This window comes from Klebsiella pneumoniae (assembly GCF_000742135.1).
GTDB classification, from domain to species: Bacteria; Pseudomonadota; Gammaproteobacteria; order Enterobacterales; family Enterobacteriaceae; genus Klebsiella; species Klebsiella pneumoniae.
This window is the reverse complement of the sequence record NZ_KN046818.1, coordinates 5,020,846-5,047,027: the sequence shown is the minus strand read 5'-3', so window position 1 is coordinate 5,047,027 and position 26,182 is coordinate 5,020,846. Positions and strand designations below refer to the sequence as shown.

25 protein-coding genes are annotated in these 26,182 nt (G+C 54.9%); 17 read left to right on the top strand and 8 right to left on the bottom strand.

Annotated elements, in window-relative coordinates; translation table 11 throughout:
• Window positions 1-170: 170 nt before the first annotated feature.
• Together DR88_RS02165 and mdtD are read left to right on the top strand one after the other, a co-directional pair.
• Window positions 171-872: a FadR/GntR family transcriptional regulator gene (locus tag DR88_RS02165; protein ID WP_002882540.1), complete on the top strand. Its 702-nt coding sequence runs from the start codon at window positions 171-173 to the stop codon at window positions 870-872.
• Between the two features lie 12 nt (window positions 873-884).
• A complete protein-coding gene (gene mdtD, locus DR88_RS02170) occupies window positions 885-2,282 on the top strand; it encodes a multidrug transporter subunit MdtD (protein ID WP_002882539.1) in 1,398 nt (465 codons plus the stop codon).
• Here mdtD and rbsR read toward each other — a convergent pair.
• From rbsR to kup, 7 genes are all read right to left on the bottom strand, one after another.
• The gene (gene rbsR, locus DR88_RS02175; protein WP_004187944.1) at window positions 2,279-3,271 is read right to left on the bottom strand and encodes a ribose operon transcriptional repressor RbsR; all 993 of its coding nucleotides are present in this window, start codon (window positions 3,269-3,271) and stop codon (window positions 2,279-2,281) included. The two genes, mdtD and rbsR, sit on opposite strands and share 4 nt — an antisense overlap.
• A 3-nt stretch (window positions 3,272-3,274) precedes the next feature.
• Window positions 3,275-4,207 carry a ribokinase gene (rbsK, locus tag DR88_RS02180; RefSeq protein WP_004150329.1) on the bottom strand — a complete coding sequence of 311 codons (933 nt, stop codon included), beginning with the start codon at window positions 4,205-4,207 and terminating at the stop codon, window positions 3,275-3,277.
• Between the two features lie 100 nt (window positions 4,208-4,307).
• Window positions 4,308-5,198 (bottom strand): ribose ABC transporter substrate-binding protein RbsB, encoded by an 891-nt coding sequence (rbsB, locus tag DR88_RS02185; protein ID WP_002882536.1) that lies wholly within the window; start codon window positions 5,196-5,198, stop codon window positions 4,308-4,310.
• A 27-nt stretch (window positions 5,199-5,225) separates the two neighbouring features.
• Window positions 5,226-6,191, bottom strand: coding sequence for a ribose ABC transporter permease (gene rbsC, locus DR88_RS02190; RefSeq protein ID WP_002882531.1), 966 nt, complete (start codon window positions 6,189-6,191; stop codon window positions 5,226-5,228).
• A 5-nt stretch (window positions 6,192-6,196) separates the two neighbouring features.
• Window positions 6,197-7,702, bottom strand: a complete 1,506-nt coding sequence (gene rbsA, locus DR88_RS02195; protein WP_023283098.1) for a ribose ABC transporter ATP-binding protein RbsA — start codon at window positions 7,700-7,702, stop codon at window positions 6,197-6,199.
• Window positions 7,703-7,712: 10 nt separating this feature from the next.
• A complete protein-coding gene (gene rbsD, locus DR88_RS02200) occupies window positions 7,713-8,132 on the bottom strand; it encodes a D-ribose pyranase (RefSeq protein WP_002882527.1) in 420 nt (139 codons plus the stop codon).
• A 185-nt stretch (window positions 8,133-8,317) separates the two neighbouring features.
• On the bottom strand, window positions 8,318-10,186 hold the full coding sequence (kup, locus tag DR88_RS02205) for a low affinity potassium transporter Kup (protein ID WP_002882520.1): 1,869 nt from the start codon (window positions 10,184-10,186) through the stop codon (window positions 8,318-8,320).
• Between the two features lie 217 nt (window positions 10,187-10,403).
• Here kup and ravA point away from each other — a divergent pair, with 217 nt between their 5' ends.
• Window positions 10,404-11,903 carry an ATPase RavA gene (ravA, locus tag DR88_RS02210; RefSeq protein WP_004150324.1) on the top strand — a complete coding sequence of 500 codons (1,500 nt, stop codon included), beginning with the start codon at window positions 10,404-10,406 and terminating at the stop codon, window positions 11,901-11,903.
• On the top strand, window positions 11,900-13,348 hold the full coding sequence (gene viaA, locus DR88_RS02215; RefSeq protein ID WP_002882517.1) for an ATPase RavA stimulator ViaA: 1,449 nt from the start codon (window positions 11,900-11,902) through the stop codon (window positions 13,346-13,348). Before ravA ends, viaA begins: the two co-directional genes overlap by 4 nt.
• Before the next feature lie 3 nt (window positions 13,349-13,351).
• Here the strand turns inward: viaA and asnA are convergent, their stop codons facing one another.
• On the bottom strand, window positions 13,352-14,344 hold the full coding sequence (gene asnA, locus DR88_RS02220; RefSeq protein WP_002882514.1) for an aspartate--ammonia ligase: 993 nt from the start codon (window positions 14,342-14,344) through the stop codon (window positions 13,352-13,354).
• A gap of 151 nt (window positions 14,345-14,495) precedes the next feature.
• On the opposite strand from asnA, the gene asnC reads away from it, so the two are divergent.
• The 13 genes from asnC (at window position 14,496) to DR88_RS02285 (ending at window position 25,999) form a co-directional block, all read left to right on the top strand.
• Window positions 14,496-14,954 (top strand): transcriptional regulator AsnC, encoded by a 459-nt coding sequence (gene asnC / locus DR88_RS02225; RefSeq protein ID WP_002882510.1) that lies wholly within the window; start codon window positions 14,496-14,498, stop codon window positions 14,952-14,954.
• A 99-nt stretch (window positions 14,955-15,053) separates the two neighbouring features.
• Entirely contained in the window at window positions 15,054-15,494 is a 441-nt protein-coding gene (mioC, locus tag DR88_RS02230; protein WP_004144988.1) for an FMN-binding protein MioC, read from the top strand.
• A gap of 381 nt (window positions 15,495-15,875) precedes the next feature.
• Complete coding sequence (mnmG, locus tag DR88_RS02235; RefSeq protein ID WP_004144989.1) at window positions 15,876-17,765, top strand: tRNA uridine-5-carboxymethylaminomethyl(34) synthesis enzyme MnmG; 1,890 nt, start codon at window positions 15,876-15,878, stop codon at window positions 17,763-17,765.
• A 115-nt stretch (window positions 17,766-17,880) separates the two neighbouring features.
• Entirely contained in the window at window positions 17,881-18,504 is a 624-nt protein-coding gene (gene rsmG, locus DR88_RS02240; RefSeq protein ID WP_004151554.1) for a 16S rRNA (guanine(527)-N(7))-methyltransferase RsmG, read from the top strand.
• A gap of 616 nt (window positions 18,505-19,120) precedes the next feature.
• Entirely contained in the window at window positions 19,121-19,501 is a 381-nt protein-coding gene (gene atpI, locus DR88_RS02245) for a F0F1 ATP synthase subunit I (RefSeq protein ID WP_004144991.1), read from the top strand.
• Window positions 19,502-19,508: 7 nt separating this feature from the next.
• Window positions 19,509-20,324: a F0F1 ATP synthase subunit A gene (gene atpB / locus DR88_RS02250; RefSeq protein ID WP_004173838.1), complete on the top strand. Its 816-nt coding sequence runs from the start codon at window positions 19,509-19,511 to the stop codon at window positions 20,322-20,324.
• A gap of 49 nt (window positions 20,325-20,373) precedes the next feature.
• Window positions 20,374-20,613, top strand: a complete 240-nt coding sequence (gene atpE, locus DR88_RS02255) for a F0F1 ATP synthase subunit C (RefSeq protein WP_000429386.1) — start codon at window positions 20,374-20,376, stop codon at window positions 20,611-20,613.
• A 50-nt stretch (window positions 20,614-20,663) separates the two neighbouring features.
• On the top strand, window positions 20,664-21,134 hold the full coding sequence (gene atpF, locus DR88_RS02260) for a F0F1 ATP synthase subunit B (RefSeq protein ID WP_004107293.1): 471 nt from the start codon (window positions 20,664-20,666) through the stop codon (window positions 21,132-21,134).
• A 14-nt stretch (window positions 21,135-21,148) separates the two neighbouring features.
• Entirely contained in the window at window positions 21,149-21,682 is a 534-nt protein-coding gene (gene atpH / locus DR88_RS02265) for a F0F1 ATP synthase subunit delta (RefSeq protein WP_004144994.1), read from the top strand.
• Between the two features lie 12 nt (window positions 21,683-21,694).
• Window positions 21,695-23,236 carry a F0F1 ATP synthase subunit alpha gene (atpA, locus tag DR88_RS02270; protein ID WP_004144995.1) on the top strand — a complete coding sequence of 514 codons (1,542 nt, stop codon included), beginning with the start codon at window positions 21,695-21,697 and terminating at the stop codon, window positions 23,234-23,236.
• A gap of 50 nt (window positions 23,237-23,286) precedes the next feature.
• Complete coding sequence (gene atpG, locus DR88_RS02275) at window positions 23,287-24,150, top strand: F0F1 ATP synthase subunit gamma (protein WP_004144996.1); 864 nt, start codon at window positions 23,287-23,289, stop codon at window positions 24,148-24,150.
• A gap of 26 nt (window positions 24,151-24,176) precedes the next feature.
• A complete protein-coding gene (gene atpD / locus DR88_RS02280) occupies window positions 24,177-25,559 on the top strand; it encodes a F0F1 ATP synthase subunit beta (protein WP_004144997.1) in 1,383 nt (460 codons plus the stop codon).
• A 20-nt stretch (window positions 25,560-25,579) separates the two neighbouring features.
• Complete coding sequence (locus DR88_RS02285) at window positions 25,580-25,999, top strand: F0F1 ATP synthase subunit epsilon (protein ID WP_001251971.1); 420 nt, start codon at window positions 25,580-25,582, stop codon at window positions 25,997-25,999.
• Window positions 26,000-26,182 lie beyond the last annotated feature (183 nt).

The window sequence follows — 26,182 nt, the reverse complement described above, 5'->3', positions numbered from 1 at the left end:
GAGTAATTCTGAGGTGACAAGGGGAAATGCAAAAAAAGTTTTCAACCGTCTCTTTTTTCAACAATGCGGCGAGGAATGTCGCAAAAAACCGCCGTTTTGCCGTTTTAACCGACGAAACGGGGCGCCTGGTGGCATACTGTTAGAGTAGAGGAAAGAAAGGAACGGCATTTATGTCTTTAAGCGCACAGCAACTGGCGGCACAAAAGAACATCTCCTGGGTACTGGCCGAAAAGCTCGCCCAAAAAATACTGACTGGCGAATATCAGCCGGAAAGCATTCTTCCCGGCGAAATGGAGTTGGGGGAGCAGTTCGGCGTAAGCCGTACCGCCGTCCGCGAAGCGGTGAAGACGCTTACTGCAAAAGGCATGCTGCTGCCCCGCCCTCGCATTGGCACCCGGGTGATGCCGCGCAGCAGCTGGAATTTCCTTGATAAGGAACTGCTCTCCTGGTGGCTAACAGAAGATAACTTCGAAGAGGTGGTGAGCCACTTTCTCGTCATGCGCAGCAGCCTGGAGCCACAGGCCTGCTTTCTCGCCGCCGCCAACGGCACCGCCGGGCAAAAAGCGCAGCTCAATACATTAATGGAAGAGATGATTGCTCTGAAACGCCATTTTCAGCGCGAACGCTGGATAGAAGTCGATATGGCCTGGCATGAGCATATCTATGAAATGAGCGGTAATCCTTTCCTCAGCTCTTTCGCCTCGCTGTTTCATTCGGTCTACCACACCTACTTCACGTCGATTACGCAAAATGAAGTGGTGAAGCTCGATCTCCACCAGGCGATTGTCGATGCCATTCTTAACAGTGATGCGCCGGGGGCGTTGCTCGCCTGCCAGGCATTGTTGAACGCCCCACACCACGTAAATCAATAACAAGGATTTGGCATGAGCGGAAAAAAAGGGCGCAGCATGGCTGGCCTGCCGTGGATCGCGGCGATGGCCTTCTTTATGCAGGCGCTGGATGCCACCATTCTTAACACCGCCCTCCCGGCTATCGCCCACAGTCTTAATCGTTCTCCCTTAGCGATGCAGTCGGCCATTATCAGCTATACGCTGACGGTGGCGATGCTGATCCCGGTCAGCGGCTGGCTGGCCGATCGCTTCGGCACGCGCCGGGTCTTTATCATCGCCGTTAGCCTGTTCACCCTCGGTTCCCTCGCCTGCGCCCTCTCCAGTTCCTTAACGGAACTGGTCATTTTTCGCGTAATTCAGGGGATCGGTGGGGCGATGATGATGCCGGTGGCGAGGCTGGCCCTGCTGCGTGCCTACCCCCGCAGCGAACTGTTGCCGGTCCTGAACTTTGTCACCATGCCGGGATTGGTGGGGCCGATTCTGGGCCCGGTACTCGGCGGGGTATTTGTGACCTGGGCCAGCTGGCATTGGATTTTCCTGATAAACATTCCGATCGGCGTAATTGGCATTCTGTACGCCCGTAAATACATGCCAAATTTCACAACGCCGCGCCGACGCTTCGATATAGGCGGTTTTCTGTTATTTGGCTTAAGTCTGGTGTTATTTTCCAGCGGTATTGAACTGTTTGGGGAAAAAATCGTGGCGACATGGCAGGCGCTGGCCGTGATTGCCGTCAGTCTGTTACTGCTCGTGGCCTATGTGCGTCACGCGCGTCGCCATCCGACGCCGCTTATCTCGCTCTCTTTATTTAAGACCCATACGTTCTCGGTCGGCATTGCCGGCAACCTCGCCACGCGGTTAGGTACCGGCTGCGTACCGTTTCTGATGCCGCTGATGCTGCAGGTTGGTTTCGGCTATCCGGCCATTATCGCCGGCTGTATGATCGCCCCCACCGCTATCGGCTCGATTATTGCGAAATCCACCGTTACCCAGGTGCTGCGCTGGTTTGGCTATCGTAAGACCCTGGTGGGGATCACCGTGTTTATTGGCCTTATGATCGCCCAGTTCTCGCTGCAGTCGCCAGAGATGCCGCTGTGGATGCTTCTTCTGCCGCTGTTCGTGCTGGGGATGGCGATGTCCACGCAGTTTACCGCCATGAATACCATTACCCTGGCCGATCTGACCGATGATAATGCCAGCAGCGGCAACAGCCTGCTGGCCGTCACCCAGCAGCTTTCAATTAGTCTCGGGGTGGCCATCAGCGCTGCGGTGCTACGCTTCTATGAAGGTTTTGATAATGCAAGCACGGTACAGCAGTTTCACTACACCTTTATAACCATGGGCGTGATAACCATTATATCGGCGCTGATGTTTATGCTGTTAAGAGCGAAGGATGGCCGCAACCTGATTAGCGAGCGGCATAAACGCTAAGCGGAACCGCGAACCACCAGCTCCGGCGTTAACTGAACGCGCTGCTGTTTTTGCTGCGGATCGGCCATGCGATGGATCAGTACGTCGATGGCCAGTTCCCCCAGCTCATCCTTTGGCTGGTGAATGGTGGTCAATGGCGGCGTCATATAACGTGCCAGCTCAATATCATCGTAGCCCACCAGCGCCATATCCTGCGGAATCTGCAGCCCGGCCTGGTATAACGCCTGATAAGCGCCAACCGCCATCGCATCGTTACCGACAAACACCGCCTGCGGACGCTGCGGCAACGCCAGCAGCTGCTGCATCGCGCTAAACCCGCCGCCAAACTCAAAATCACTGGTCACCACATATCCTTCGGCAACCGGCAGGCCGCAGCGCGCCATCGCGGCATGATAGCCTTCAAGACGCAGGCGCGCCGGGGTTTTATCCAGCGGGCCGGCAATACAGGCAATGCGTGAATGCCCCTGGTCAATCAGATACTGGGTCGCCATATCGCCGCCGAGCAGCGAGTTATCCTGAATCAGATCGCTATCGCCATCAAAGGGGGCCCAGTCCATCATAACCGTCGGTACCGACGGATAGCGCTGCATGATTTCCGGGGAGGGCTGATGAGTCTCCGTGCACAGCAGGAGTAATCCATCGACGCGTTTTTGCATTAGCGTCTCCAGATTACGATTCATTCGCTGCTCATCACCTTCGGTATTGCAGAGCACGAGGCTATAACCCCGCTCAAAGCAGCTACGCTCCACGCCCCGCACCAGCTCCGAATAAAACGGATTGGTACTGGCGGTGATCAGCATGCCGATGGTACGGGTTTGATTGAGCTTGAGGCTACGCGCCAGCGCAGAGGGGGCGTAGTTGAGGCTTTTGATCGCAGCGTCAACTTTGGCGGTAATCGCCTCGCTGACAAAGCGGTCCTTATTGATGACGTGTGACACCGTCGATGTGGAAACGCCCGCGATGCGGGCCACATCTTTCATCGTAGCCAAGCATTACCCCTGTTGCGCTAAAAATTCATCGATCTCTGTGCGCCACGGCACGGACGGCTGAGCGCCTTTGCGGGTTACGGCGATCGCCGCTGCGGCATGCGCAAAGCGAATCGCCTCCGGCAGGGCGGTCCCTTCCAGCAGCGCGGTCACCAGCGCGCCGTTAAAGGTATCACCGGCCGCGATAGTATCAATGGCCTGTACGCGAAACCCTGGGATCCGGCGGCTTCCGCCTTCGGCACTGAGCCAGACGCCGCGGCTGCCGAGGGTGATCATCACCGTACCAATGCCTTTGGCATGCAGCACGTTGGCGGCTTTTGCCGCATCTTCGTCACTCTCAACGCGAATACCGGTCAGCTTTTCCGCTTCGGTTTCGTTAGGGGTAATAATATCCACCAGCGCCAGCAGTTCATCCGGTAGCTCACGCGCTGGCGCGGGGTTCAGCACCACGGTGGTGTGATGGTGATGGGCGATTTTCGCCGCCGCTATGACGCTCTCCAGCGGCGACTCCAGCTGCATCAACAACGCCTGTGCGCTGGCGATACGCTCTTTTTCCGCCTCAACCTGGGAGACGGAAAGCGCCGCATTGGCGCCGGCATGAATACCGATGACATTCTCACCTTCGGCGTTAACGAAAATTAATGCCACCCCGGTCGCTTCCCCGGCAACCGCGCGCACGGGCGCCACGTCGATTTTATCGCTCGCCAGCTGACGACGGATGCGTTCACCGATATCGTCATCGCCGGTGCAGGCGATAAACGCGATATCCGCTCCGCTGCGCCCGGCGGCCACCGCCTGGTTGGCCCCTTTTCCACCGAACGCCACCTGATAATGGTGGCCGGTGACGGTTTCGCCCGGCGTCGGGAAAGCGTCAAGGTTAAGAATGTGATCGGCATTGATACTGCCAAGGACGACAAGTTTGCCTGCAGTTTTCATCATTTCTGTTCCCGGGAAAGCGCGCCACCGGGATCCGGTGGCGCATGCCCTGCTTTTCTTTTTTTATATTGTCCCTCGGACCGTTGCCAGTCCGAATCGCATATTACTGCTTAACGACCAGCTTCAGCTCAACCGGGTAGTTAGCTTCCACTTTTTCGCCCTTCAGTACCTTATCAGCAGTCTCAACGCCTTTCGCGCCGATCTGCTCCGGCAACTGTGCGACGGTCGCCGCCAGTTTGCCACTGTTTACTGCTTTTTCGCCATCCGGAGTGCCGTCAAATCCAACCACCATCACATCGGACTTGCCTGCAGTCTGCAGCGCGCGCAGGGCGCCCAGCGCCATTTCATCATTTTGCGCGAACACTGCCTGGACGTCAGGATGTGCGGTCAGCAGGTTCTGCATCACGTTCAGGCCTTTGGTGCGGTCGAAATCGGCCGGCTGGCTGGCCAGGACGTTGAATTTGTGCGCCGCCACGGCCTGTTTAAAGCCTTCGCCACGCTCGCGCGCCGCAGAAGTTCCGGCAATGCCCTGCAGCTCAATGACTTTTGCACTTTCACCCACTTTTTTCGCGATGTAATCGCCAGCCATTTTCCCACCCTGCACGTTGTCAGAGGCGATATGGCTCACAACATCGCCTTTTGTCGCCTGACGGTCGAGAGTGATGACCGGGATTTTCGCCTGGTTCGCCATCTTCACGGCGTTGCCAACGGCATCAGAGTCGGTGGGGTTGATCAGCAGCAGCTTGGTGCCGCGCACCGTTAAATCCTGGACGTTCGCCAGCTCTTTCGCCGGGTTGTTCTGGGAATCCAGCACCACCAGGTTGTAGCCCAGCTTGTCAGCTTCTTTTTGCGCGCCGTCTTTCAGCGACACGAAGAACGGGTTGTTGAGGGTAGAGATAACCAGAGCGATGGTGTCTTTGGCCATCGCGTTCGCGCTAACGGTCGCACTTAGCGCAACAGCAGAGACCAGGGTCGCCAGTTTTTTCATATTCATAGTTAAGATGTCCTGTAGAGTTCTCAGTTACTGCTTTTTGTTATCTACCAGTACCGCCAGCAAAATCACCACCGCTTTAACGATCATCTGGTAATAGGAAGAAACGCCTAAAAGATTAAGACCATTATTCAGGAAGCCAAGGATCAGCGCACCAATCAGCGTGCCGACAATGCGTCCTTTGCCACCAGCGAGGCTGGTGCCGCCGAGCACCACCGCCGCAATGGCGTCCAGCTCATAGCCCGTCCCCGCCGTCGGCTGCGCGGAGGAGAGACGCGCCACTTCGATGATCCCGGCCAGCGAAGCCAGCATTCCGCACAAGGCGTAAACGATAATTTTAACTTTATTGACGCTAATCCCGGACAGACGCGTCGCCGCTTCATTACCGCCCAGGGCATAAATATAACGGCCCAGGCGAGTATGGTGCAGCATGTACCAGGCCGCCAGGAAGACAATCGCCATGATCCATACCGGCGTCGGGATCCCCAGCGGACGCCCGATGCCAAACCAGCCGAACAGATCGGCATTATCGCTAAAGCCGGTATTGATCGGGCTGCCGTTGGTGTACACCATGGTTACGCCGCGCAGCAGCAGCATCATCACCAGGGTGGCGATGAAGGCCTGCACGCGGCCTCTCGCTACAATCACCCCGGTGACTGCGCCGATCGCCGCACCTAATGCGAGGGCAGCCGCGACCGCCACCAGCGCATTAACCTCAATGCCAACGATCGACGCTGCCACCGCACCGGTGAGCGCCAGCAGGGAGCCGACGGACAGATCGATCCCCGAGGTCAGTATGACCAGCGTCATCCCTACCGCCATAATGGCGTTAACGGAGGTTTGCTGCAGAATATTGAACAGGTTATTGACGGTAAAAAAGTTGGGGCTCATGGTCGATACCACCGCGATCAGCACCAGCAGGGCAATCAGCGATTTTTGCTCCATCAGCCACGCTTTTGTGAAATAGCGGCGACCAGAAACAGCCTGGGTTGTCATCTTTCTTACTCCTGATTCACACGGTTAAGCTTGCCCACAGCGGCAGCCATCAATACTTCCTGGGTGGCCTGCTCGCGTGTGAATTCACCGCCGAGATGCCCTTCATGCATCACTATGATGCGATCGCTCATGCCCAACACTTCCGGCATCTCGGAGGAGACCAGAATGATGCTCAGGCCGTCGGCTTTGAACTGGTTGATGAGCTGGTAGATCTCTTTCTTCGCCCCGACGTCGACGCCGCGGGTCGGTTCATCGAGGATCAGCACCTTCGGCCGGGTCATCAGCCCGCGGGCGATGGCGACCTTTTGCTGGTTGCCGCCGGAGAGCAGACCGATCGCCTGCTCCATGGACGGCGTTTTCACGTTAAACAGGCGGATGAAATCACTCACCGCCTGCTGTTCATCTTTATGCTTAAGACTACCGCCCGCCCGGCTGAAATAGCGCAGCGCCGTCAGGGACATGTTTTCTTTTACCGACATCCCGAGAACCAGACCATCGCGCTTACGGTCTTCGGAGATATAGACAATGCCGTTCGCCAGACCATCCTGCGGCGAACGGGTCACCACTTCGCGGCCATCGAGCGTCACGGAACCGCTGCTGCGCGGCAGCGCGCCGTACAGCACTTTCATCAGTTCGGTCCGCCCGGCGCCCATCAGCCCGGCAACGCCGAGGATCTCCCCCTGGCGCAGGGTAAAGGTCACGTTATCCACCCCCGGGCCGCAGAGGCTGTCGACCTTCAGGCGCACCGCGCCGGGCGCCTTATCGAGGTGGGGATATTGGTCTTCCAGCTTACGGCCGACCATCATCTCGATAAGTCGGTCCTCATCCAGCGACGAGACCTCGCGCTCGGCGATAAACTGCCCGTCACGAAAGACCGTCACGTCGTCGCAAATCTCGAAGATCTCTTTCATACGGTGGGAGATATAGACGATACCGCGCCCCTGCGACTTCAGTTCTCGGATGACGCGGAACAGCGATTCGGTTTCGGTATCGGTCAGCGCATCGGTCGGTTCATCCATAATGATGACTTTCGATTCGAAGCTCAGCACTTTGGCGATCTCCACCATTTGCTGATCGCCAATCGATAGATCGCCCACCAGTTTCTGGCTGGTAAAGCGGAGATTCAGCTTTGCCAACAGCTTGTCGGCTTCGGCATACATCTGCTTCCAGTCGATTTTGCCAAAACGGTTAACGAACTCGCGGCCAAGGAAGATGTTCTCGGCGATCGTCAACTGAGGGATCAGGTTCAGTTCCTGATGGATAATGCCGATCCCGGCTTCCTGGGAGGATTTTGGGCCGTTAAAGGTCGTCTCTTTGCCTAACCACAGCAAAGAGCCGGCATCACGGGTGTAGATCCCGGTCAACACCTTCATCATAGTGGACTTGCCGGCGCCATTTTCCCCTACCAGCGCCATCACCCGGCCGGCATAGACATTCAGCGCCGCGCCGGAGAGCGCCTTGACGCCAGGGAACGCTTTGTCGATCCCTTTCAGTTGCAATAAGGCTTCCATGACGGCGACCTCAGAACGTGACGCCGGCACAGAGAATGATATTCGCAAACGGGGAACACTCCCCGCTGCGAATTACCGCCTGACTGTCTGCGGTTTGTTTTTTGAACTGCTCATGGCTGGTGTAACGAATTTCAATGGTATTTCCCTGGTGCTGCTGCAGCTGCTCGAGGTGAGTGAGCAACGTCGCGTGGAGCTGCGGATTATGGGTTTTAATCTCTTCCGCGATGACAGCCGCTTCAACCTGCATTTCCGTCGTCACCACTTCCAGCACCTGCATAAATGAAGGTACGCCCTGAGTCAGCGCCATATCAATGCGCGTGCTGCTGCGGGGAACCGGTAATCCGGCATCGCAGACCACCAGCGTATCGGTGTGGCCCAGGCGGGAAATGACCGCGGAAATATCAGCGTTAAGTACGGTGCCTTTTTTCATTTTTTCTCTTTTGCTCCACTAGCGAAACGTTTCGCTAAAATAATTATTATCAATGCGTGAGCAGAAAACCATCACCAGAAGAGAGAAATGTGATCGCCATCGAAACGTTTCGCGAGGCAGCGACAGGACATAACAACCGGAGTGAGAAACAAAAAGCCCTTCGCAACGGAAGGGCTTTTTTGACATCAGATTTCGACCTGGGTACCGAGCTCGATAACCCGGTTTGGCGGGATCTCAAACTGATCCGGCGCCCGCAGGGCGTTACGCTGCAGCAGCAGATAAAGCTTGCCGCGCAGGCGCAGATACCATGGCCGTTTACCGATAATCAGCGACTCATGCGACATAAAGAACGAGGTCTCCATCATCCGGCAGCTGAGTCCTTCCAGGCCACAGCGGTGGAACACCTCTTCAACGTTAGGCGTTTCCCGCCAGCCGTAGCTGGCCACCACCCGCCAGAAGGACGGTGACAGCTGCTCAATCTGCACCCGGCGAACGTTATGCACGTAAGGCGCATCTTCGGTACGCAGGGTCAGGAGGATCACTCGCTCATGCAGCACCTTGTTGTGCTTCAGGTTATGCAGCAGGGCAAACGGGATCACGTTCAGGGCGCGGGACATATACACCGCAGTACCCGGCACACGCACTGGCGGTGACTTCTCCAGCGAAGAGATCATCGCTTCCAGCGAGTTGCCATGCTCGTGCATCCGGCGCAGCAGGCGGAAACGCTCGCTCTTCCAGGTCGTCATCACCGTAAACATCACCATCCCCAGGGACAACGGTAGCCAGCCGCCGGAGACAATCTTATCGAGGTTCGCCGAGAACAGCGGAATATCAATGCACAGGAAGGCCACCAGCATCAGACCGACAAACAGCTTGTTCCAGTGCCAGTTTTTGCGCGCCACGGTCGCCGACAGAATGGAGGTCAGCACCATGGTGCCCGTTACGGCGATACCATACGCCGCCGCCAGGTTAGACGAATGCTCAAAGCTGACGATAACGATGACCACAGAAACGTACAGCAGCCAGTTAATGAACGGAATGTAAATCTGCCCGGACTCCATTTCCGAGGTATGGATAATGCGCATCGGCGATAGATAGCCCAGACGCACTGCCTGACGGGTCAGGGAGAAGACCCCGGAAATCACTGCCTGGGAGGCGATAACCGTCGCCAGCGTGGCGATAATCAGCATCGGGATCAGCGCCCACTCAGGCGCCAGCAGGAAGAACGGGTTTTTAATCGCTTCCGGGTGCTTCAGCAGCAGCGCGCCCTGGCCAAAATAGTTCAGCACCAACGAGGGCAGCACGACGGAGAACCAGGCAACGCGGATCGGCAGTTTGCCGAAGTGGCCCATATCGGCGTACAGCGCTTCCACCCCGGTAATCGACAGCACCACCGCGCCAAGCGCAATAAAGGAAACGGTCTTGTATTGCAGGAAGAAGTGCACAGCCCAGTAGGGGTTCAGCGCCTGCAGAACTTCCGGATTAGCGTAAATGCTTCGCGCGCCCAGCACCGCCAGCAACAGGAACCAGATCAGCATAATCGGCGCAAACAGCTTGCCGACCATGCCAGTCCCGTGCTTCTGGATCACAAACAGCAGGGTGAGCACGATAATGGAGATAGGGACAATCCAGGTATCGAGCTGCGGGGCGATAATTTCTAACCCCTCTATCGCCGACATTACCGAAATCGCCGGGGTAATCACCACTTCGCCATAGAAGAAACTGCCGCCGATAAGGCCGAGGATCACCAGCACGGAGGTCATTCTGGCCGAAGTATTACGTCCGGCCAGCGACATCAGCGTTAAGATCCCGCCTTCCCCGGCGTTATCCGCCCGCATCACGAAGGTGATGTATTTAATCGATACGGTAAAGATTAACAGCCAGAAAATCAGCGACAAAAAGCCAAAAACGGCATCGCGCTCTACGCCAAAGCCAAACTGACCTGACAGGCATTCGCGCAGGGTATACAGTGGACTGGTACCGATATCGCCGTACACCACGCCGATGGCCGCCAGCGTTAACGCCGGCAACGATTGTTTATTATCAGTGCTCATAGACTAGTCTTTTCGTTTATAAAACAAATGTGTGCCTAGTCCCTTGGCCCACAAAAAGCGCACAGTATGCACGATTATTTGTGAAATCGTACCCCTAACAGACACCATATTAACCTGGCTCAAAAAAAATAAATCGATTCTTCAGGCTATTACCGCCCCGGCTCTAACATCTATACTCGTCCCAATAACGATACATGACAAAGCACGCAACTCAATTATGGCTCAAACACATTTACTGGCTGAAAGAATTTCCCGGCTCAGCGCGGCACTCGAAAAAGGACTCTTTGAACGCAGCCACGCGATACGCCTCTGCCTGCTGGCGGCGCTCAGCGGCGAGAGCGTTTTTTTGCTTGGTCCACCGGGGATCGCCAAAAGCCTGATTGCCCGCCGCCTCAAATTCGCCTTCCAGCAGGCGCGCGCTTTTGAATATCTGATGACCCGCTTCTCTACCCCGGAAGAGGTTTTTGGGCCACTGTCCATTCAGGCGCTGAAAGATGAAGGCCGTTACGAACGTTTAACCGCCGGCTACCTGCCGGAAGCGGAAATCGTGTTTCTCGATGAAATATGGAAAGCAGGTCCGGCTATCCTCAACACCCTACTGACGGCGATTAACGAACGTCACTTCCGCAATGGCGCGCATGAAGAGAAAATCCCAATGCGCCTGCTGGTGGCCGCGTCGAACGAACTCCCGGAAGCCGACAGCAGCCTGGAAGCGCTGTATGACCGAATGCTGATCCGTCTATGGCTTGATAAAGTGCAGGATAAAGGTAATTTCCGTTCGATGCTGGTCAGCCAGCAGGATGAAAACAGCAATCCAGTGCCCAGCGCGCTGCAGGTGAGCGACGAGGAATTTACCCAATGGCAGCAGCAGATCGGCAATATTAAACTGCCGGACGCGGTGTTTGAGCTGATATTCCAGCTCCGCCAGCAGCTGGACGCCCTGCCAAATGCCCCCTACGTCTCGGATCGCCGCTGGAAAAAGGCTATTCGCCTGCTGCAGGCCAGCGCCTTCTTCAGCGGCCGCGACAGCATCGCGCCGATCGACCTAATCCTGCTGAAAGATTGTCTGTGGCACAACGTCGAAAGTATGAACCTGATGTCGCAGCAGCTGGAAACGCTCATGACCTGTCACGCCTGGCAACAGCAGGCGATGCTGACGCGGTTGGGGGCGATTGTGCAGCGACGCATTCAGATCCAACAACAGCAAAGCGACAAAACGGCGCTGAAGGTCACCCGCCTTGGCGGGATGTTTAGCCGCAAACCGCACTATGAACTGCCGGCGGAGATCCAGGGGACCCCCCTGACGCTGCTGCTGCAGCAGCCGCTCAAACTTCACGATATGGAAGTGATCCACATTACTTTTGAACGCGAGGCGTTAGCCAACTGGCTGGAAAAGGGCGGCGAGATCCGCGGTAAGCTCAACGGGATCGGCTTTGCCCAACTACTCAATATGGATGTCGACACCAGCCAGCATCTGGTCGTCCGCGATGTGAGCCTGCAGGGCTCACGCCTCGCGCTGCCCGGCAGCGCAGCACAGGAGAATATGCCGGCGGAAATTCGCCAGCAGCTGGAAGCGCTGGATGATGAGTGGCACCAGCAACACAACCGCTTCAGCGAGCAGCAAAAGTGCCTGTTTATCCCGGTCGAATGGCTGGGAAGAATCGAAGCCAGCCTGCAGGACGTCGGCGCGCAGATTAAACAGGCGAAGCAGCCATGACGCTCGATATGCTGAATGTCATGCTGGCAGTCAGCGAAGAGGGAATGATCGAGGAGATGCTGCTGGCGCTGTTGGCCTCTCCTCAACTGGCGGTGTTCTTTGAAAAATTTCCCCGCCTGAAAAACATCATCGCGGCGGATATTCCGCGCTGGCGGGAAGCCGTTCGCGCCCGCTTAAAAGAAGTTAACATCCCGCCGGATCTGGACGCCGAAGTGCAAACCTATCAGCAGGCTCAGCTGCTCTCTACCTCGCAGTTTATCGTCCAGCTCCCGCAAATTCTCGGCAAACTGCACCAGCTCCAGTCCCCTTTTGCCGCCCAGGCGCAGAAGCTGGTGGATGACAATGCCACCTTTACCCCGGCGCTGCATACGCTGTTTTTACAGCGCTGGCGCCTGAGCCTGGTGGTGCAAGCCACCAGCCTTAACCAGCAGCTGCTGGACGAGGAGCGCGACCAGTTGCTCAGTGAGGTCCAGGAACGAATGACGCTCAGCGGTCAGCTCGATCCGGTGCTGGCGGAAAATGATACCGCCGCCGGACGCCTGTGGGATATGAGCGCCGGCGAACTCAAACGAGGCGACTACCAGCTGATCGTGCGCTATGGCGATTTTCTTAACCAGCAACCGGAGCTGCTGCAGCTGGCGGAACAGCTGGGGCGTTCAAGGGAAGCGAAATCCGTGCCGAAGAAAGATGCGCCGATGGAAACCTTCCGCAGCCTGGTACGCGAGCCGGCAACGGTGCCTGAACAGGTCGACGGCCTCCAGCAGAGCGACGACATTCTACGCCTGCTGCCGCCGGAGCTGGCGACGCTTGGCATCACGGAGCTGGAGTTTGAATTTTATCGCAAGCTGGTGGAGAAACAGCTGCTCACCTACCGGCTACACGGCGATGCCTGGCGCGAGAAAATTACCGAACGCCCGGTAACGCGGCAGGATTTTGATGAGCAACCGCGCGGGCCGTTCATTGTCTGCGTCGATACGTCAGGATCGATGGGCGGTTTTAACGAACAGTGCGCTAAGGCCTTTTGTCTGGCCCTGATGCGCATCGCGCTGGCCGATAACCGTCGCTGCTTCATTATGCTGTTTTCCAGCGAAGTAGTGCATTACGAGTTGACCAGCGAGAGCGGACTGGAGCAGGCGATCCGTTTCCTGAGCCAGCGTTTTCGCGGCGGCACCGATCTGGCCAGCTGTTTTCGCGCCATTATTGAACGTTTGCAAAACCCGCAGTGGGTGGATGCGGATGCCGTGGTGATCTCCGACTTTATTGCCCAACGGTTGCCGGATGAGGTGATTGCTCAGGTGGGGGAGTTACAGCGTAAGCATCAGCACCGTTTTCACGCGGTGGCGATGTCGGTTCACGGCAAACCCGGCATCATGCGCATCTTCGATCATATCTGGCGCTTTGACACCGGGCTGCGTAGCCGCCTGCTGCGACGCTGGCGGCGCTAATCGTTACAGCAGCGCGGAAACGCTTTCGCGAACCTGCGCCGGCCATACGCCGCACTGCACCTGACCGATATGGTCAAGCTGCAGCAACAGCATCGTCAAACGAGACTGGCCAATGCCGCCGCCGATAGTCTGCGGCATCTCGCCGCGCAGCAGCGCCTGGTGCCACTCCAGTTTCAGGCGATCTTCATCGCCGGTCAGCGCCAGCTGGCGCTTTAGCGCCTCGGCGTCAACGCGGATCCCCATCGAGGAGATCTCGAACGCATCCTCCAGCACCGGGTTCCACACCAGGATATCGCCGTTCAGGCCGGCAAAACCTTCAGAAACCTCAGTACTCCAGTCATCATAATCCGGCGCACGCACGTCGTGGCGCTTGCCATCAGCTAGTTTGCCGCCGATACCAATTAAGAAGACGGCGCCCAGCTCTTTGGCAATAGCCCGCTCACGACCTTTGGCATCAAGCTCCGGATAGCGGCTCAGCAGCTCCTGGCTGTGAACAAAATGGATCTGTTCCGGCAGGAACGGCGTCAGGCCAAACTCCTGGCTGACCGCCAGCTCGGTGGCTTTGATCCCGGCGTAGATCGCCTCGACGGTTGCCTTCAGGGTGCCGACGTGACGCTCTTCATCCCCCATCACGCGCTCCCAGTCCCACTGGTCAACATAGACGGAATGGATAGGCGTCAGACGGTCTTCATCGGGGCGAAGGGCTTTCATGTGCGTGTACAGCCCTTCGCCCGCGCTGAAGTCGTGTTGTCCCAGGGTTTGACGCTTCCACTTCGCCAGCGAATGAACCACTTCGAACTGGGCGTCGGGCAGTGTTTTCACTTTTACCTGAACCGCTTTCTCGCAGCCGGACAAGTTATCCTGCGTCCCATCGCCCACGCGGCTTAAGATTGGCGCCTGGACTTCAATCAGGCCAAGCTTCTCTTCCAGCTGACGGGAAAAGTGGGATTTAACGAAACTGATCTGGCGTTGTTTTGCGATATATGCGGTTTTCATTTTTATGACTCCTGCGTCCTGTTGCCATTGATTTAGCAACAAAACAGGGCGGCAATACAATAATCAATCAATAAAAAGGCGCACCAACTTTTAATTCATTAAAATATGGCGCTAAAATAGTAAGAACCCTCAAACTTCATAAGAAAAAGATATGGAAAATTATCAGATCGACAATCTGGACCGCGGCATTCTTGATGCGCTGATGGCCAACGCCCGTACCGCCTATGCCGAACTGGCCAAACAGTTCAGCGTCAGCCCGGGCACCATTCACGTGCGCGTCGAAAAGATGAAGCAGGCGGGTATCATTACCGGCGCGCGCATTGACGTCAGCCCCAAGCAGCTGGGCTACGACGTCGGTTGCTTCATCGGCATTATTTTAAAAAGCGCCAAAGACTATCCCTCCGCCCTCGCCCGCCTGGAAAGTCTGGAGGAGGTCACCGAGGCTTACTACACCACCGGCCACTACAGCATCTTTATTAAGGTGATGTGTAAATCCATCGATGCTCTGCAGCAGGTACTTATCAACAAGATCCAAACAATCGATGAAATTCAGTCCACTGAAACTCTGATCGTGCTGCAGAACCCGATCATGCGCACCATCAAGCCCTGATCGCTTTTTTTAATCCCACATTTTTCCACAGGTAGATCCCAGCTCGCTCACAGCGTACAATACGCCACTCTGAACAGTTGAGCGGGCGATCGGCGATCTATGGCAGACATTACACTTATCAGCGGCAGCACCCTGGGCAGTGCGGAATATGTAGCAGAGCATCTGGCGGAAAAGCTGGAAGAAGCCGGCTATAGCACTGAAATCCAGCACGGTCCGCTGGTGGACGATCTGCAGGCGCAAGGGATCTGGTTAATTATCTCTTCCACCCATGGCGCCGGCGACATTCCCGACAACCTGGTTCCCTTCTATGACGCGCTGCAGGAGAAGCAGGCCGATCTTTCCGCCGTGCGCTTTGGCGCTATAGGGATCGGCAGCCGCGAATACGACACCTTTTGCGGCGCGATCGATAAATTAGAAGCGGCGCTGAAGGCCTGCGGGGCAAAACAGATCGGTGAGACGCTGAAGATCAACGTCCTTGAACACGAAATTCCGGAGGATCCAGCGGAAATCTGGCTGGGATCCTGGAAAAATTTGCTCTGAGAATTGTAAAGATCGTCCGATCTTCTGTGGATAACCATGCTTAAAAGCTTGGATCAACCGGTAGTTATCCAAAGAATAACCGTAGTATGGTTTTTGAGCTGTGCATAACCCTTCATTCTGATCCCAGCTTATACGGACCAGGATCACCGATCATTCACAGATAGTGATCCTTCTTAAGCTTTTGATCTTACTTCGCGGATCCGACTTATCCACAAAGAGAGTCGATCCTAATAAGAGATCACAATAGAACAGATCTCTATATAAAGATCTTCTTTTTAACACTCAGGATCCCGGAGTCTTTCTCGAAAGACGAAAGTTGAGTAGAATCCACGGCCCGGGCTTCAATCCATTTTCATACCGCTTTATGCGAGGCAGACCACCATGTTTTATCAGGATCCTTTTGACGTCATTATCATTGGCGGGGGTCATGCAGGCACTGAGGCCGCAATGGCCGCAGCGCGTATGGGTCAACAAACCCTGCTTTTGACACACAATATCGACACGCTGGGGCAAATGAGTTGCAACCCGGCGATTGGCGGCATTGGGAAAGGACACCTGGTAAAAGAAGTGGATGCGCTCGGCGGTTTGATGGCCAAAGCGATCGATCAGGCGGGTATTCAGTTTAGGATACTAAACGCCAGCAAAGGACCGGCAGTACGCGCCACCCGCGCCCAGGCTGACCGCGTGCTTTATCGTCAGGCAGTACGTACCGCACTGGAGAACCAGCCGAACCTGATGATCTTCCAGCAGGCGGTTGAAGATCTGATTGTCGAAAACGATCGCGTCGTGGGCGCCGTCACCCAGATGGGCCTCAAATTCCGCGCTAAAGCGGTAGTGCTGACCGTCGGGACCTTCCTTGACGGCAAAATCCATATTGGTCTGGACAACTACAGCGGCGGCCGCGCCGGCGATCCGCCGTCTATCCCGCTGTCTCGTCGTCTGCGTGAATTGCCTCTGCGCGTCAGTCGTCTGAAAACCGGTACTCCGCCGCGTATTGACGCGCGCACCATCGATTTCAGCGTGCTGGCGCAGCAGCATGGCGATAACCCGATGCCGGTCTTCTCGTTCATGGGATCCGCGGATCAGCATCCGCGCCAGGTACCGTGCTATATCACCCACACTAACGAGAAAACCCACGATGTGATCCGCAATAACCTCGATCGCAGTCCTATGTACGCCGGAGTGATCGAAGGGATCGGACCTCGCTATTGCCCGTCGATAGAAGACAAAGTCATGCGCTTTGCCGATCGCAACCAGCATCAGATCTTCCTCGAGCCGGAAGGACTGACCTCAAACGAAATTTATCCGAACGGTATATCCACCAGCCTGCCCTTTGATGTGCAAATGCAAATCGTCCGCTCGATGCAGGGGATGGAGAATGCGCGGATCGTCCGTCCAGGCTACGCTATTGAGTACGATTTCTTCGACCCGCGCGATCTGAAGCCAACGCTTGAGAGCAAATTTATTCAGGGTCTGTTCTTCGCCGGCCAAATCAATGGTACCACCGGTTATGAAGAGGCGGCGGCTCAGGGGCTGCTGGCCGGACTTAACGCCGCCCGCTTCTCTGCGGAAAAAGAGGGCTGGGCGCCGCGTCGCGATCAGGCTTACCTCGGCGTGCTGGTAGATGACCTCTGCACCCTGGGTACCAAAGAACCGTACCGCATGTTTACTTCCCGCGCTGAATATCGTCTGATGCTGCGCGAAGACAACGCCGATTTGCGTTTGACCGAACAGGGGCGCGAGCTGGGTCTGGTGGATGACGAACGCTGGGCGCGCTACAACGAGAAGTTGGAAAGCATCGAACGTGAACGCCAGCGTCTGAAATCCACCTGGGTGAATCCGCAGGCAGAGAGCGCCAACGAAGTGAACGCTCACCTGACCGCGCCGTTGTCGCGTGAAGCCAGCGGCGAAGATCTGCTGCGTCGTCCGGAAATGACCTACGAACAGCTGGTTCAACTCTCGCCATTCACCCCGGGACTGGAAGATCGTCAGGCGGCTGAGCAGGTAGAGATCCAGGTGAAGTATGAGGGCTATATCGCGCGCCAGCAGGATGAGATTGAGAAACAACAGCGCAATGAGAATACCTTGCTGCCAGCGACTCTCGACTACCGCCAGGTCACTGGGCTGTCTAACGAGGTGATTGCCAAACTGAACGACCATAAACCGTCGTCGATAGGGCAGGCGTCACGTATCTCCGGGATCACCCCGGCGGCGATCTCTATTTTGCTGGTTTGGCTGAAAAAGCAGGGGATGCTGCGCCGCAGCGCCTGATTGCGGCTACCTGCCGCGCTGATTTCCCAGTTGCATAATCAGCGTTCGCCTTTATCATTCATAGCCCGGTAAGCGTTAGCGCCTCCGGGCTCATTATTTTTTGAAGGTACTTACCGTGCTCAACAAACTTTCTCGTCTGCTGGATGAAGCGGGTATTTCGCTCACCGATCACCAGAAAAATCAGCTGGTGGCTTACGTCGGACTGCTCGATAAGTGGAACAAAGCCTATAACCTGACCTCCGTTCGCGATCCGAATGAGATGCTGGTGCGTCATATTCTCGACAGCATCATCGTGGCGCCTTATCTGCAGGGCTCGCGCTTTATCGATGTTGGTACGGGCCCGGGGTTGCCTGGGATCCCGTTGGCCATCGTATGTCCGGAGTCACATTTCACCCTGCTGGACAGCCTTGGCAAGCGCGTGCGCTTCCTGCGTCAGGTGCAGCACGAGCTGAAGCTGGATAACGTCACCCCGGTGCAGAGCCGCGTGGAAGCCTTCCCGGCCGAGCCGCCGTTTGATGGCGTGATAAGCCGCGCTTTCGCATCGCTTAATGATATGGTGAGCTGGTGCCATCATCTGCCGGCAGCGAATGGTCACTTCTATGCGCTCAAAGGGTTAGCGCAAAAAGAAGAAATGGAAAGTCTGCCGGAAGGGTATGACATTGTTGAGGTGATTGAGCTGCATGTTCCTCGGTTGGAAGGGGAGCGGCACCTGGTGGTGATTAAGCCAAAATCGAGTTAATTTTTATCAAAAAATGTGGAAAAAATGTGGCCCGCGCATGTTACAAAAATAAAGGACGTCCCCCGATATTAACGGGCTGCATTTAACCTTGTTTTTACTAAGGCTTTTCTTGCAGTTAACTTAGTGTAAGTGATTCACTGACAAAATAGTCAACTTTGAAAATATCAGGGTGCTAAAAATCGACAATGATGAACAGCATAGTGATGTTAAATTTTTATTATAAATGTCAATAAAAGGTTTTTATTGTATGTGAGGTTGTTTTAGATAATGTCCTCACTTTTTATCTTGAATATCAAAAGCATGAAAAATAGTGTTTTATGTCCTTGATTCATTAAAGGGCGCTTGAAATGTTTATTATGTGATCTGATGCACGCTTTAATTGCCGTGTTTCCTCGTTATTTGCAGTTTTGTATGACCGCTCACAGAACGCTGAAATGCACGGAAAGTTGTCCGTTGGAAAATAATTAAACATTTATTCACTATTTTGCTACTTATTGTTTGAAATCACGGGGCGTCACCGTATAATTTGTCCGCTTTTTGATGCTTGACTCTTCGTCTTAAAGGACGTTTTATACGACACGCGACATACCTCAAAGGGAGCAGGAGTAAAAACGTGATGTCAGTGTCGCTCTTGAGTCGAAACGTTGCTCGCAAGCTTCTGTTTATTCAGTTACTGGCAGTAATGGCAAGTGGACTGCTGTTCAGCCTCAAAGACCCCTTCTGGGGCATTTCCGCTGTATGCGGCGGTTTGGCAGTGGTCTTGCCAAATCTGATGTTTATAATTTTTGCCTGGCGTCATCAGGCGCATACACCAGCAAAAGGCCGTGTGGCCTGGACCTTCGCCTTCGGTGAAGCCTTCAAGGTGTTGCTGACCTTCGCCCTTCTGGCGGTGGCGCTGGCCGTTTTAAAAGTGGTATTTTTGCCACTGATCGTGACGTGGGTTTTGGTGCTGGTGGTACAAGTTCTGGCGCCAGCTGTAATTAACAACAAAGGGTAAAGGCATCATGGCTTCAGAAAATATGACGCCGCAGGATTACATAGGACACCATCTGAACAACCTTCAGTTGGACCTGCGTACATTCTCGCTGGTGGATCCGCACAACCACACAGCCACCTTCTGGACGCTCAACATTGACTCCATGTTCTTCTCGGTGGTTCTCGGTCTGCTGTTCCTTGCCATGTTCCGTAGCGTTGCTAAGAAAGCGACCAGCGGCGTACCAGGGAAATTCCAAACCTTCATCGAAATGATCATCGGCTTCGTCCATGGCAGCGTCAAAGACATGTACCATGGCAAGAGCAAGGTTATCGCGCCGCTGGCGCTGACCGTGTTCGTCTGGGTCTTCCTGATGAACCTGATGGACCTCTTGCCTATCGATTTCTTACCTTGGATCGGTGAGCACATACTCGGCCTGCCTGCACTGCGCGTGGTTCCGTCTGCCGACGTGAACATCACCCTGTCGATGGCACTTGGCGTGTTCATCCTGATTATTTTCTACAGCATCAAAATGAAAGGCGTTGGTGGGTTCGTTAAAGAACTGACCATGCAGCCGTTCAATCACTGGGCGTTCATTCCTGTCAACTTAATCCTTGAAGGGGTAAGCCTGCTGTCCAAACCGGTCTCTCTCGGTCTGCGACTGTTCGGCAACATGTATGCCGGTGAGCTGATTTTCATTCTGATTGCTGGTCTGTTGCCGTGGTGGTCACAGTGGGTTCTGAATGTGCCTTGGGCCATTTTCCACATCCTGATTATTACGCTGCAAGCCTTCATCTTCATGGTTCTGACGATTGTCTATCTGTCGATGGCATCTGAAGAGCATTGATTTTTTACCAACACTACTACGTTTTAACTGAAACAAACTGGAGACTGTCATGGAAAACCTGAATATGGATCTGCTGTACATGGCTGCCGCTGTGATGATGGGTCTGGCGGCAATCGGTGCTGCGATCGGTATCGGCATCCTCGGAGGTAAATTCCTGGAAGGCGCAGCGCGTCAGCCGGATCTGATCCCTCTGCTGCGTACTCAGTTCTTTATCGTTATGGGTCTGGTGGATGCTATCCCGATGATCGCTGTAGGTCTGGGTCTGTACGTGATGTTCGCCGTCGCGTAGTAAGTTGTTAGAAACCTAAGCCACAGAGTTAATTAAAGAGGTATTGTGCTGTGAACATGAACGCAACAATCCTCGGCCAGGCCATCGCGTTTGTTATCTTCGTATGGTTCTGCATGAAATACGTATGGCCGCCTTTAATGGCTGCCATCGAAAAACGCCAGAAAGAGATTTCTGACGGTTTAGCTTCTGCAGAACGCGCTAAGAAAGATTTGGACCTTGCACAGGCCAACGCGACCGACCAGCTGAAAAAAGCGAAAGCGGAAGCCCAGGTAATCATTGAGCAGGCGAACAAACGCCGCTCTCAGATTCTGGACGAAGCTAAAGCTGAAGCAGAACAGGAACGCACCAAAATCGTTGCACAAGCGCAGGCTGAAATTGATGCTGAGCGTAAACGTGCACGCGAGGAGCTGCGTAAGCAGGTCGCTATCCTGGCTGTTGCTGGCGCCGAGAAGATCATCGAACGTTCCGTGGATGAAGCTGCTAACAGCGACATCGTGGATAAACTTGTCGCTGAACTGTAAGGAGGGAGGGGCTGATGTCTGAATTTGTAACGGTAGCTCGCCCCTACGCCAAAGCAGCTTTTGACTTTGCCGTCGAACACAACAGTGTTGAACGCTGGCAGGATATGCTGGCGTTTGCCGCCGAAGTGACCAAAAACGACCAAATGGCAGAGCTTCTCTCCGGTGCTTTGGCGCCGGAAACGCTCTCAGAAGCGTTTATCGCTATCTGCGGCGAGCAACTCGACGAAAATGGCCAGAACCTGATTAAGGTGATGGCGGAAAATAATCGTCTGAAGGTGCTCCCGGACGTTCTTGAGCAATTCATTCACCTGCGCGCGGCCAGTGAGGCCATCGCAGAGGTAGAAGTAATATCTGCCAACCAACTGAGTGATGAACAGCTTGCCAGGATCGTCAGCGCGATGGAAAAACGTCTGTCACGCAAAGTTAAGCTGAATTGCAAAATCGATAAGTCTGTTATGGCAGGTATTATCATCCGTGCGGGTGATATGGTCATTGATGGCAGCGTACGCGGCCGTCTTGAGCGCCTTGCAGACGTCTTGCAGTCTTAAGGGGACTGGAGCATGCAACTGAATTCCACCGAAATCAGCGAACTGATCAAGCAGCGCATTGCTCAGTTCAATGTTGTGAGCGAAGCTCATAACGAAGGTACTATTGTTTCTGTAAGTGACGGTGTTATCCGCATCCACGGCCTTGCCGAATGTATGCAGGGCGAGATGATCTCCCTGCCGGGTAACCGTTACGCTATCGCACTGAACCTGGAGCGCGACTCCGTAGGTGCGGTGGTAATGGGTCCGTACGCTGACCTCGCCGAAGGCATGAAGGTGAAATGTACTGGCCGTATCCTGGAAGTTCCGGTAGGCCGTGGCCTGCTGGGCCGCGTGGTTAACACCCTGGGCGCGCCAATTGATGGTAAAGGTCCGCTGGAAAACGACGGTTTCTCCGCCGTTGAAGCGATCGCGCCGGGCGTAATCGAACGTCAGTCCGTCGATCAGCCGGTACAGACCGGTTACAAATCCGTTGACGCCATGATCCCAATCGGTCGTGGTCAGCGTGAACTGATCATCGGCGACCGTCAGACCGGTAAAACTGCGCTGGCTATCGATGCCATCATCAACCAGCGTGATTCCGGCATCAAGTGCGTCTATGTCGCTATCGGTCAGAAAGCGTCCACCATCTCTAACGTGGTGCGTAAACTGGAAGAGCACGGCGCGCTGGCTAACACCATCGTAGTGGTAGCGACTGCATCTGAATCTGCTGCACTGCAATACCTGGCGCCATACGCTGGTTGCGCAATGGGCGAATACTTCCGCGACCGCGGTGAAGATGCGCTGATCGTTTACGATGATCTGTCTAAACAGGCTGTTGCTTATCGCCAGATCTCCCTGCTGCTCCGTCGTCCGCCTGGACGTGAAGCGTTCCCGGGCGACGTATTCTACCTCCACTCTCGTCTGCTGGAGCGTGCTGCGCGTGTTAACGCCGAATACGTTGAAGCCTTCACCAAAGGTGAAGTGAAAGGGAAAACCGGTTCTCTGACCGCGCTGCCGATTATCGAAACGCAGGCGGGTGACGTTTCCGCATTCGTTCCGACCAACGTAATCTCTATTACCGATGGTCAGATCTTCCTGGAAACCAACCTGTTTAACGCCGGTATTCGTCCTGCGGTTAACCCGGGTATCTCCGTATCCCGTGTTGGTGGTGCAGCGCAGACCAAGATCATGAAGAAACTGTCCGGTGGTATCCGTACCGCGCTGGCGCAGTATCGTGAACTGGCGGCGTTCTCCCAGTTTGCATCCGACCTTGACGATGCAACCCGCAAACAGCTGGACCACGGTCAGAAAGTGACCGAGCTGCTGAAACAGAAACAGTATGCGCCGATGTCCGTCGCGCAGCAGTCTCTGGTTCTGTTCGCAGCAGAACGTGGTTACCTGGCTGATGTAGAACTGGCGAAAATCGGTAGCTTCGAAGCCGCTCTGCTGGCTTACGTCGACCGTGATCACGCTCCGCTGATGCAAGAGATTAACCAGTCCGGTGGCTATAACGACGAAATCGAAGGCAAGCTGAAAGGCATCCTCGATTCCTTCAAAGCAACCCAGTCCTGGTAACGTCTGGCGGTCTGTCTTAGGGCAGGCCGCAAGGCATTGAGGAGAAGCTCATGGCCGGCGCAAAAGAGATACGTAGTAAGATCGCAAGCGTCCAGAACACGCAAAAGATCACTAAAGCGATGGAGATGGTCGCCGCTTCCAAAATGCGTAAATCGCAGGAGCGCATGGCGGCCAGCCGTCCTTACGCAGATACTATGCGCAAAGTGATTGGTCACCTTGCGAACGGTAATCTGGAATATAAGCACCCTTACCTGGAAGAACGCGACGTTAAGCGCGTGGGCTACCTGGTGGTGTCGACCGACCGTGGTCTGTGCGGCGGCTTGAACATTAACCTGTTCAAGAAACTGCTGGCGGAAATGAAAGCATGGTCCGATAAAGGCGTTCAGTGCGACCTCGCAATGATCGGCTCTAAGGGCGTTTCTTTCTTTAACTCCGTGGGCGGCAACGTGGTTGCACAGGTGACCGGTATGGGGGATAACCCATCCCTGTCCGAACTGATCGGCCCGGTAAAAGTGATGTTGCAGGCCTATGATGAAGGCCGTCTGGACAAGCTGTACGTTGTCAGCAACAAATTTATTAACACCATGTCTCAGGTTCCGACGATCACTCAGCTGCTGCCGTTACCGGCATCAGAAGATGCTGATCTGAAACGTAAATCCTGGGATTACCTGTATGAGCCCGATCCGAAAGCGCTGCTGGATACCCTCCTGCGCCGCTACGTCGAATCTCAGGTTTATCAGGGCGTGGTTGAAAACCTGGCCAGCGAGCAGGCCGCCCGTATGGTGGCGATGAAAGCCGCGACCGATAATGGCGGCAGCCTGATTAAAGAGCTGCAGTTGGTATACAACAAAGCTCGTCAGGCCAGCATTACTCAGGAACTCACCGAGATCGTCTCGGGGGCCGCCGCGGTTTAACCAGGTTATTTCGTAGAGGATTTAAGATGGCTACTGGAAAGATTGTCCAGGTAATCGGCGCCGTGGTCGACGTCGAGTTCCCTCAGGATGCCGTACCACGCGTGTACGAAGCCCTTGAGGTACAGAATGGTAATGAAGTTCTGGTGCTGGAAGTTCAGCAGCAGCTGGGCGGCGGTATCGTACGTACCATCGCCATGGGTTCTTCTGATGGTCTGCGCCGCGGTCTGGATGTAAAAGACCTCGAGCACCCGATCGAAGTCCCGGTAGGTAAAGCAACGCTGGGTCGTATCATGAACGTACTGGGTCAACCGGTTGACATGAAAGGCGACATCGGCGAAGAAGAGCGTTGGGCTATCCACCGCGCGGCACCGTCCTATGAAGAGCTGTCCAGCTCTCAGGAACTGCTGGAAACCGGCATCAAAGTTATCGACCTGATGTGTCCGTTCGCCAAGGGCGGTAAAGTTGGTCTGTTCGGCGGTGCGGGTGTAGGTAAAACTGTAAACATGATGGAGCTGATCCGTAACATCGCGATCGAGCACTCCGGTTACTCTGTGTTTGCGGGCGTAGGTGAGCGTACTCGTGAGGGTAATGACTTCTACCACGAAATGACCGACTCCAACGTTATCGATAAAGTATCCCTGGTGTACGGCCAGATGAACGAGCCGCCGGGAAACCGTCTGCGCGTTGCGCTGACCGGCCTGACCATGGCTGAGAAATTCCGTGACGAAGGTCGTGACGTACTGCTGTTCGTCGATAACATCTATCGTTACACCCTGGCCGGTACTGAAGTATCCGCACTGCTGGGTCGTATGCCTTCAGCGGTAGGTTATCAGCCGACCCTGGCGGAAGAGATGGGCGTTCTGCAGGAACGTATCACCTCCACCAAAACCGGTTCTATCACCTCCGTACAGGCGGTATACGTACCGGCGGATGACTTAACTGACCCATCCCCAGCCACTACCTTTGCTCACTTAGATGCAACCGTAGTACTGAGCCGTCAGATCGCATCCCTGGGTATTTACCCGGCCGTTGACCCGCTGGATTCCACCAGCCGTCAGCTGGATCCGCTGGTTGTTGGTCAGGAACACTACGACACCGCGCGTGGAGTTCAGTCCATCCTGCAGCGTTATCAGGAACTGAAAGACATTATCGCCATCCTCGGTATGGACGAACTGTCTGAAGAAGACAAACTGGTGGTAGCTCGCGCGCGTAAGATCCAGCGCTTCCTGTCCCAGCCGTTCTTCGTGGCAGAAGTCTTTACCGGTTCTCCGGGCAAATACGTGGCGCTGAAAGACACCATCCGTGGCTTTAAAGGCATCATGGAAGGCGAATACGATCACCTGCCAGAGCAGGCGTTCTACATGGTCGGTTCCATTGACGAAGCCGTGGAAAAAGCCAAAAAACTTTAACGCCTTAATCGGAGGGTGATATGGCAATGACTTACCACCTGGACGTCGTCAGCGCAGAGCAACAAATGTTCTCTGGTCTGGTCGAAAAAATCCAGGTAACGGGTAGCGAAGGTGAACTGGGTATTTACCCGGGCCACGCGCCGCTGCTCACCGCCATTAAGCCTGGTATGATTCGCATCGTTAAACAGCACGGTCATGAAGAGTTTATCTATCTGTCCGGCGGCATTCTTGAAGTGCAGCCTGGCAGCGTGACCGTCCTGGCGGATACCGCAATTCGCGGTCAGGACCTCGACGAAGCGCGAGCGCTGGAAGCGAAACGCAAAGCGGAAGAGCACATTAAGAGCTCTCACGGTGATGTGGATTACGCTCAGGCGTCTGCGGAACTGGCCAAAGCGATCGCTAAACTGCGCGTTATCGAGTTGACCAAAAAAGCGATGTAACACCGGCTTGAACGTAAAAAGCCAGTCTGGGTTCCAGGCTGGCTTTTTTTATTGCCCGCTGCTGACGAGCGGATGAAGTGAAAACAGTATTCACCCTTAATTGTTATTGATTAGTTAAATGATGAGGCGTAAACTCTTTTTTGTGATGCATATCACAAAAAAGAGCGTTATAAACTGCACCTG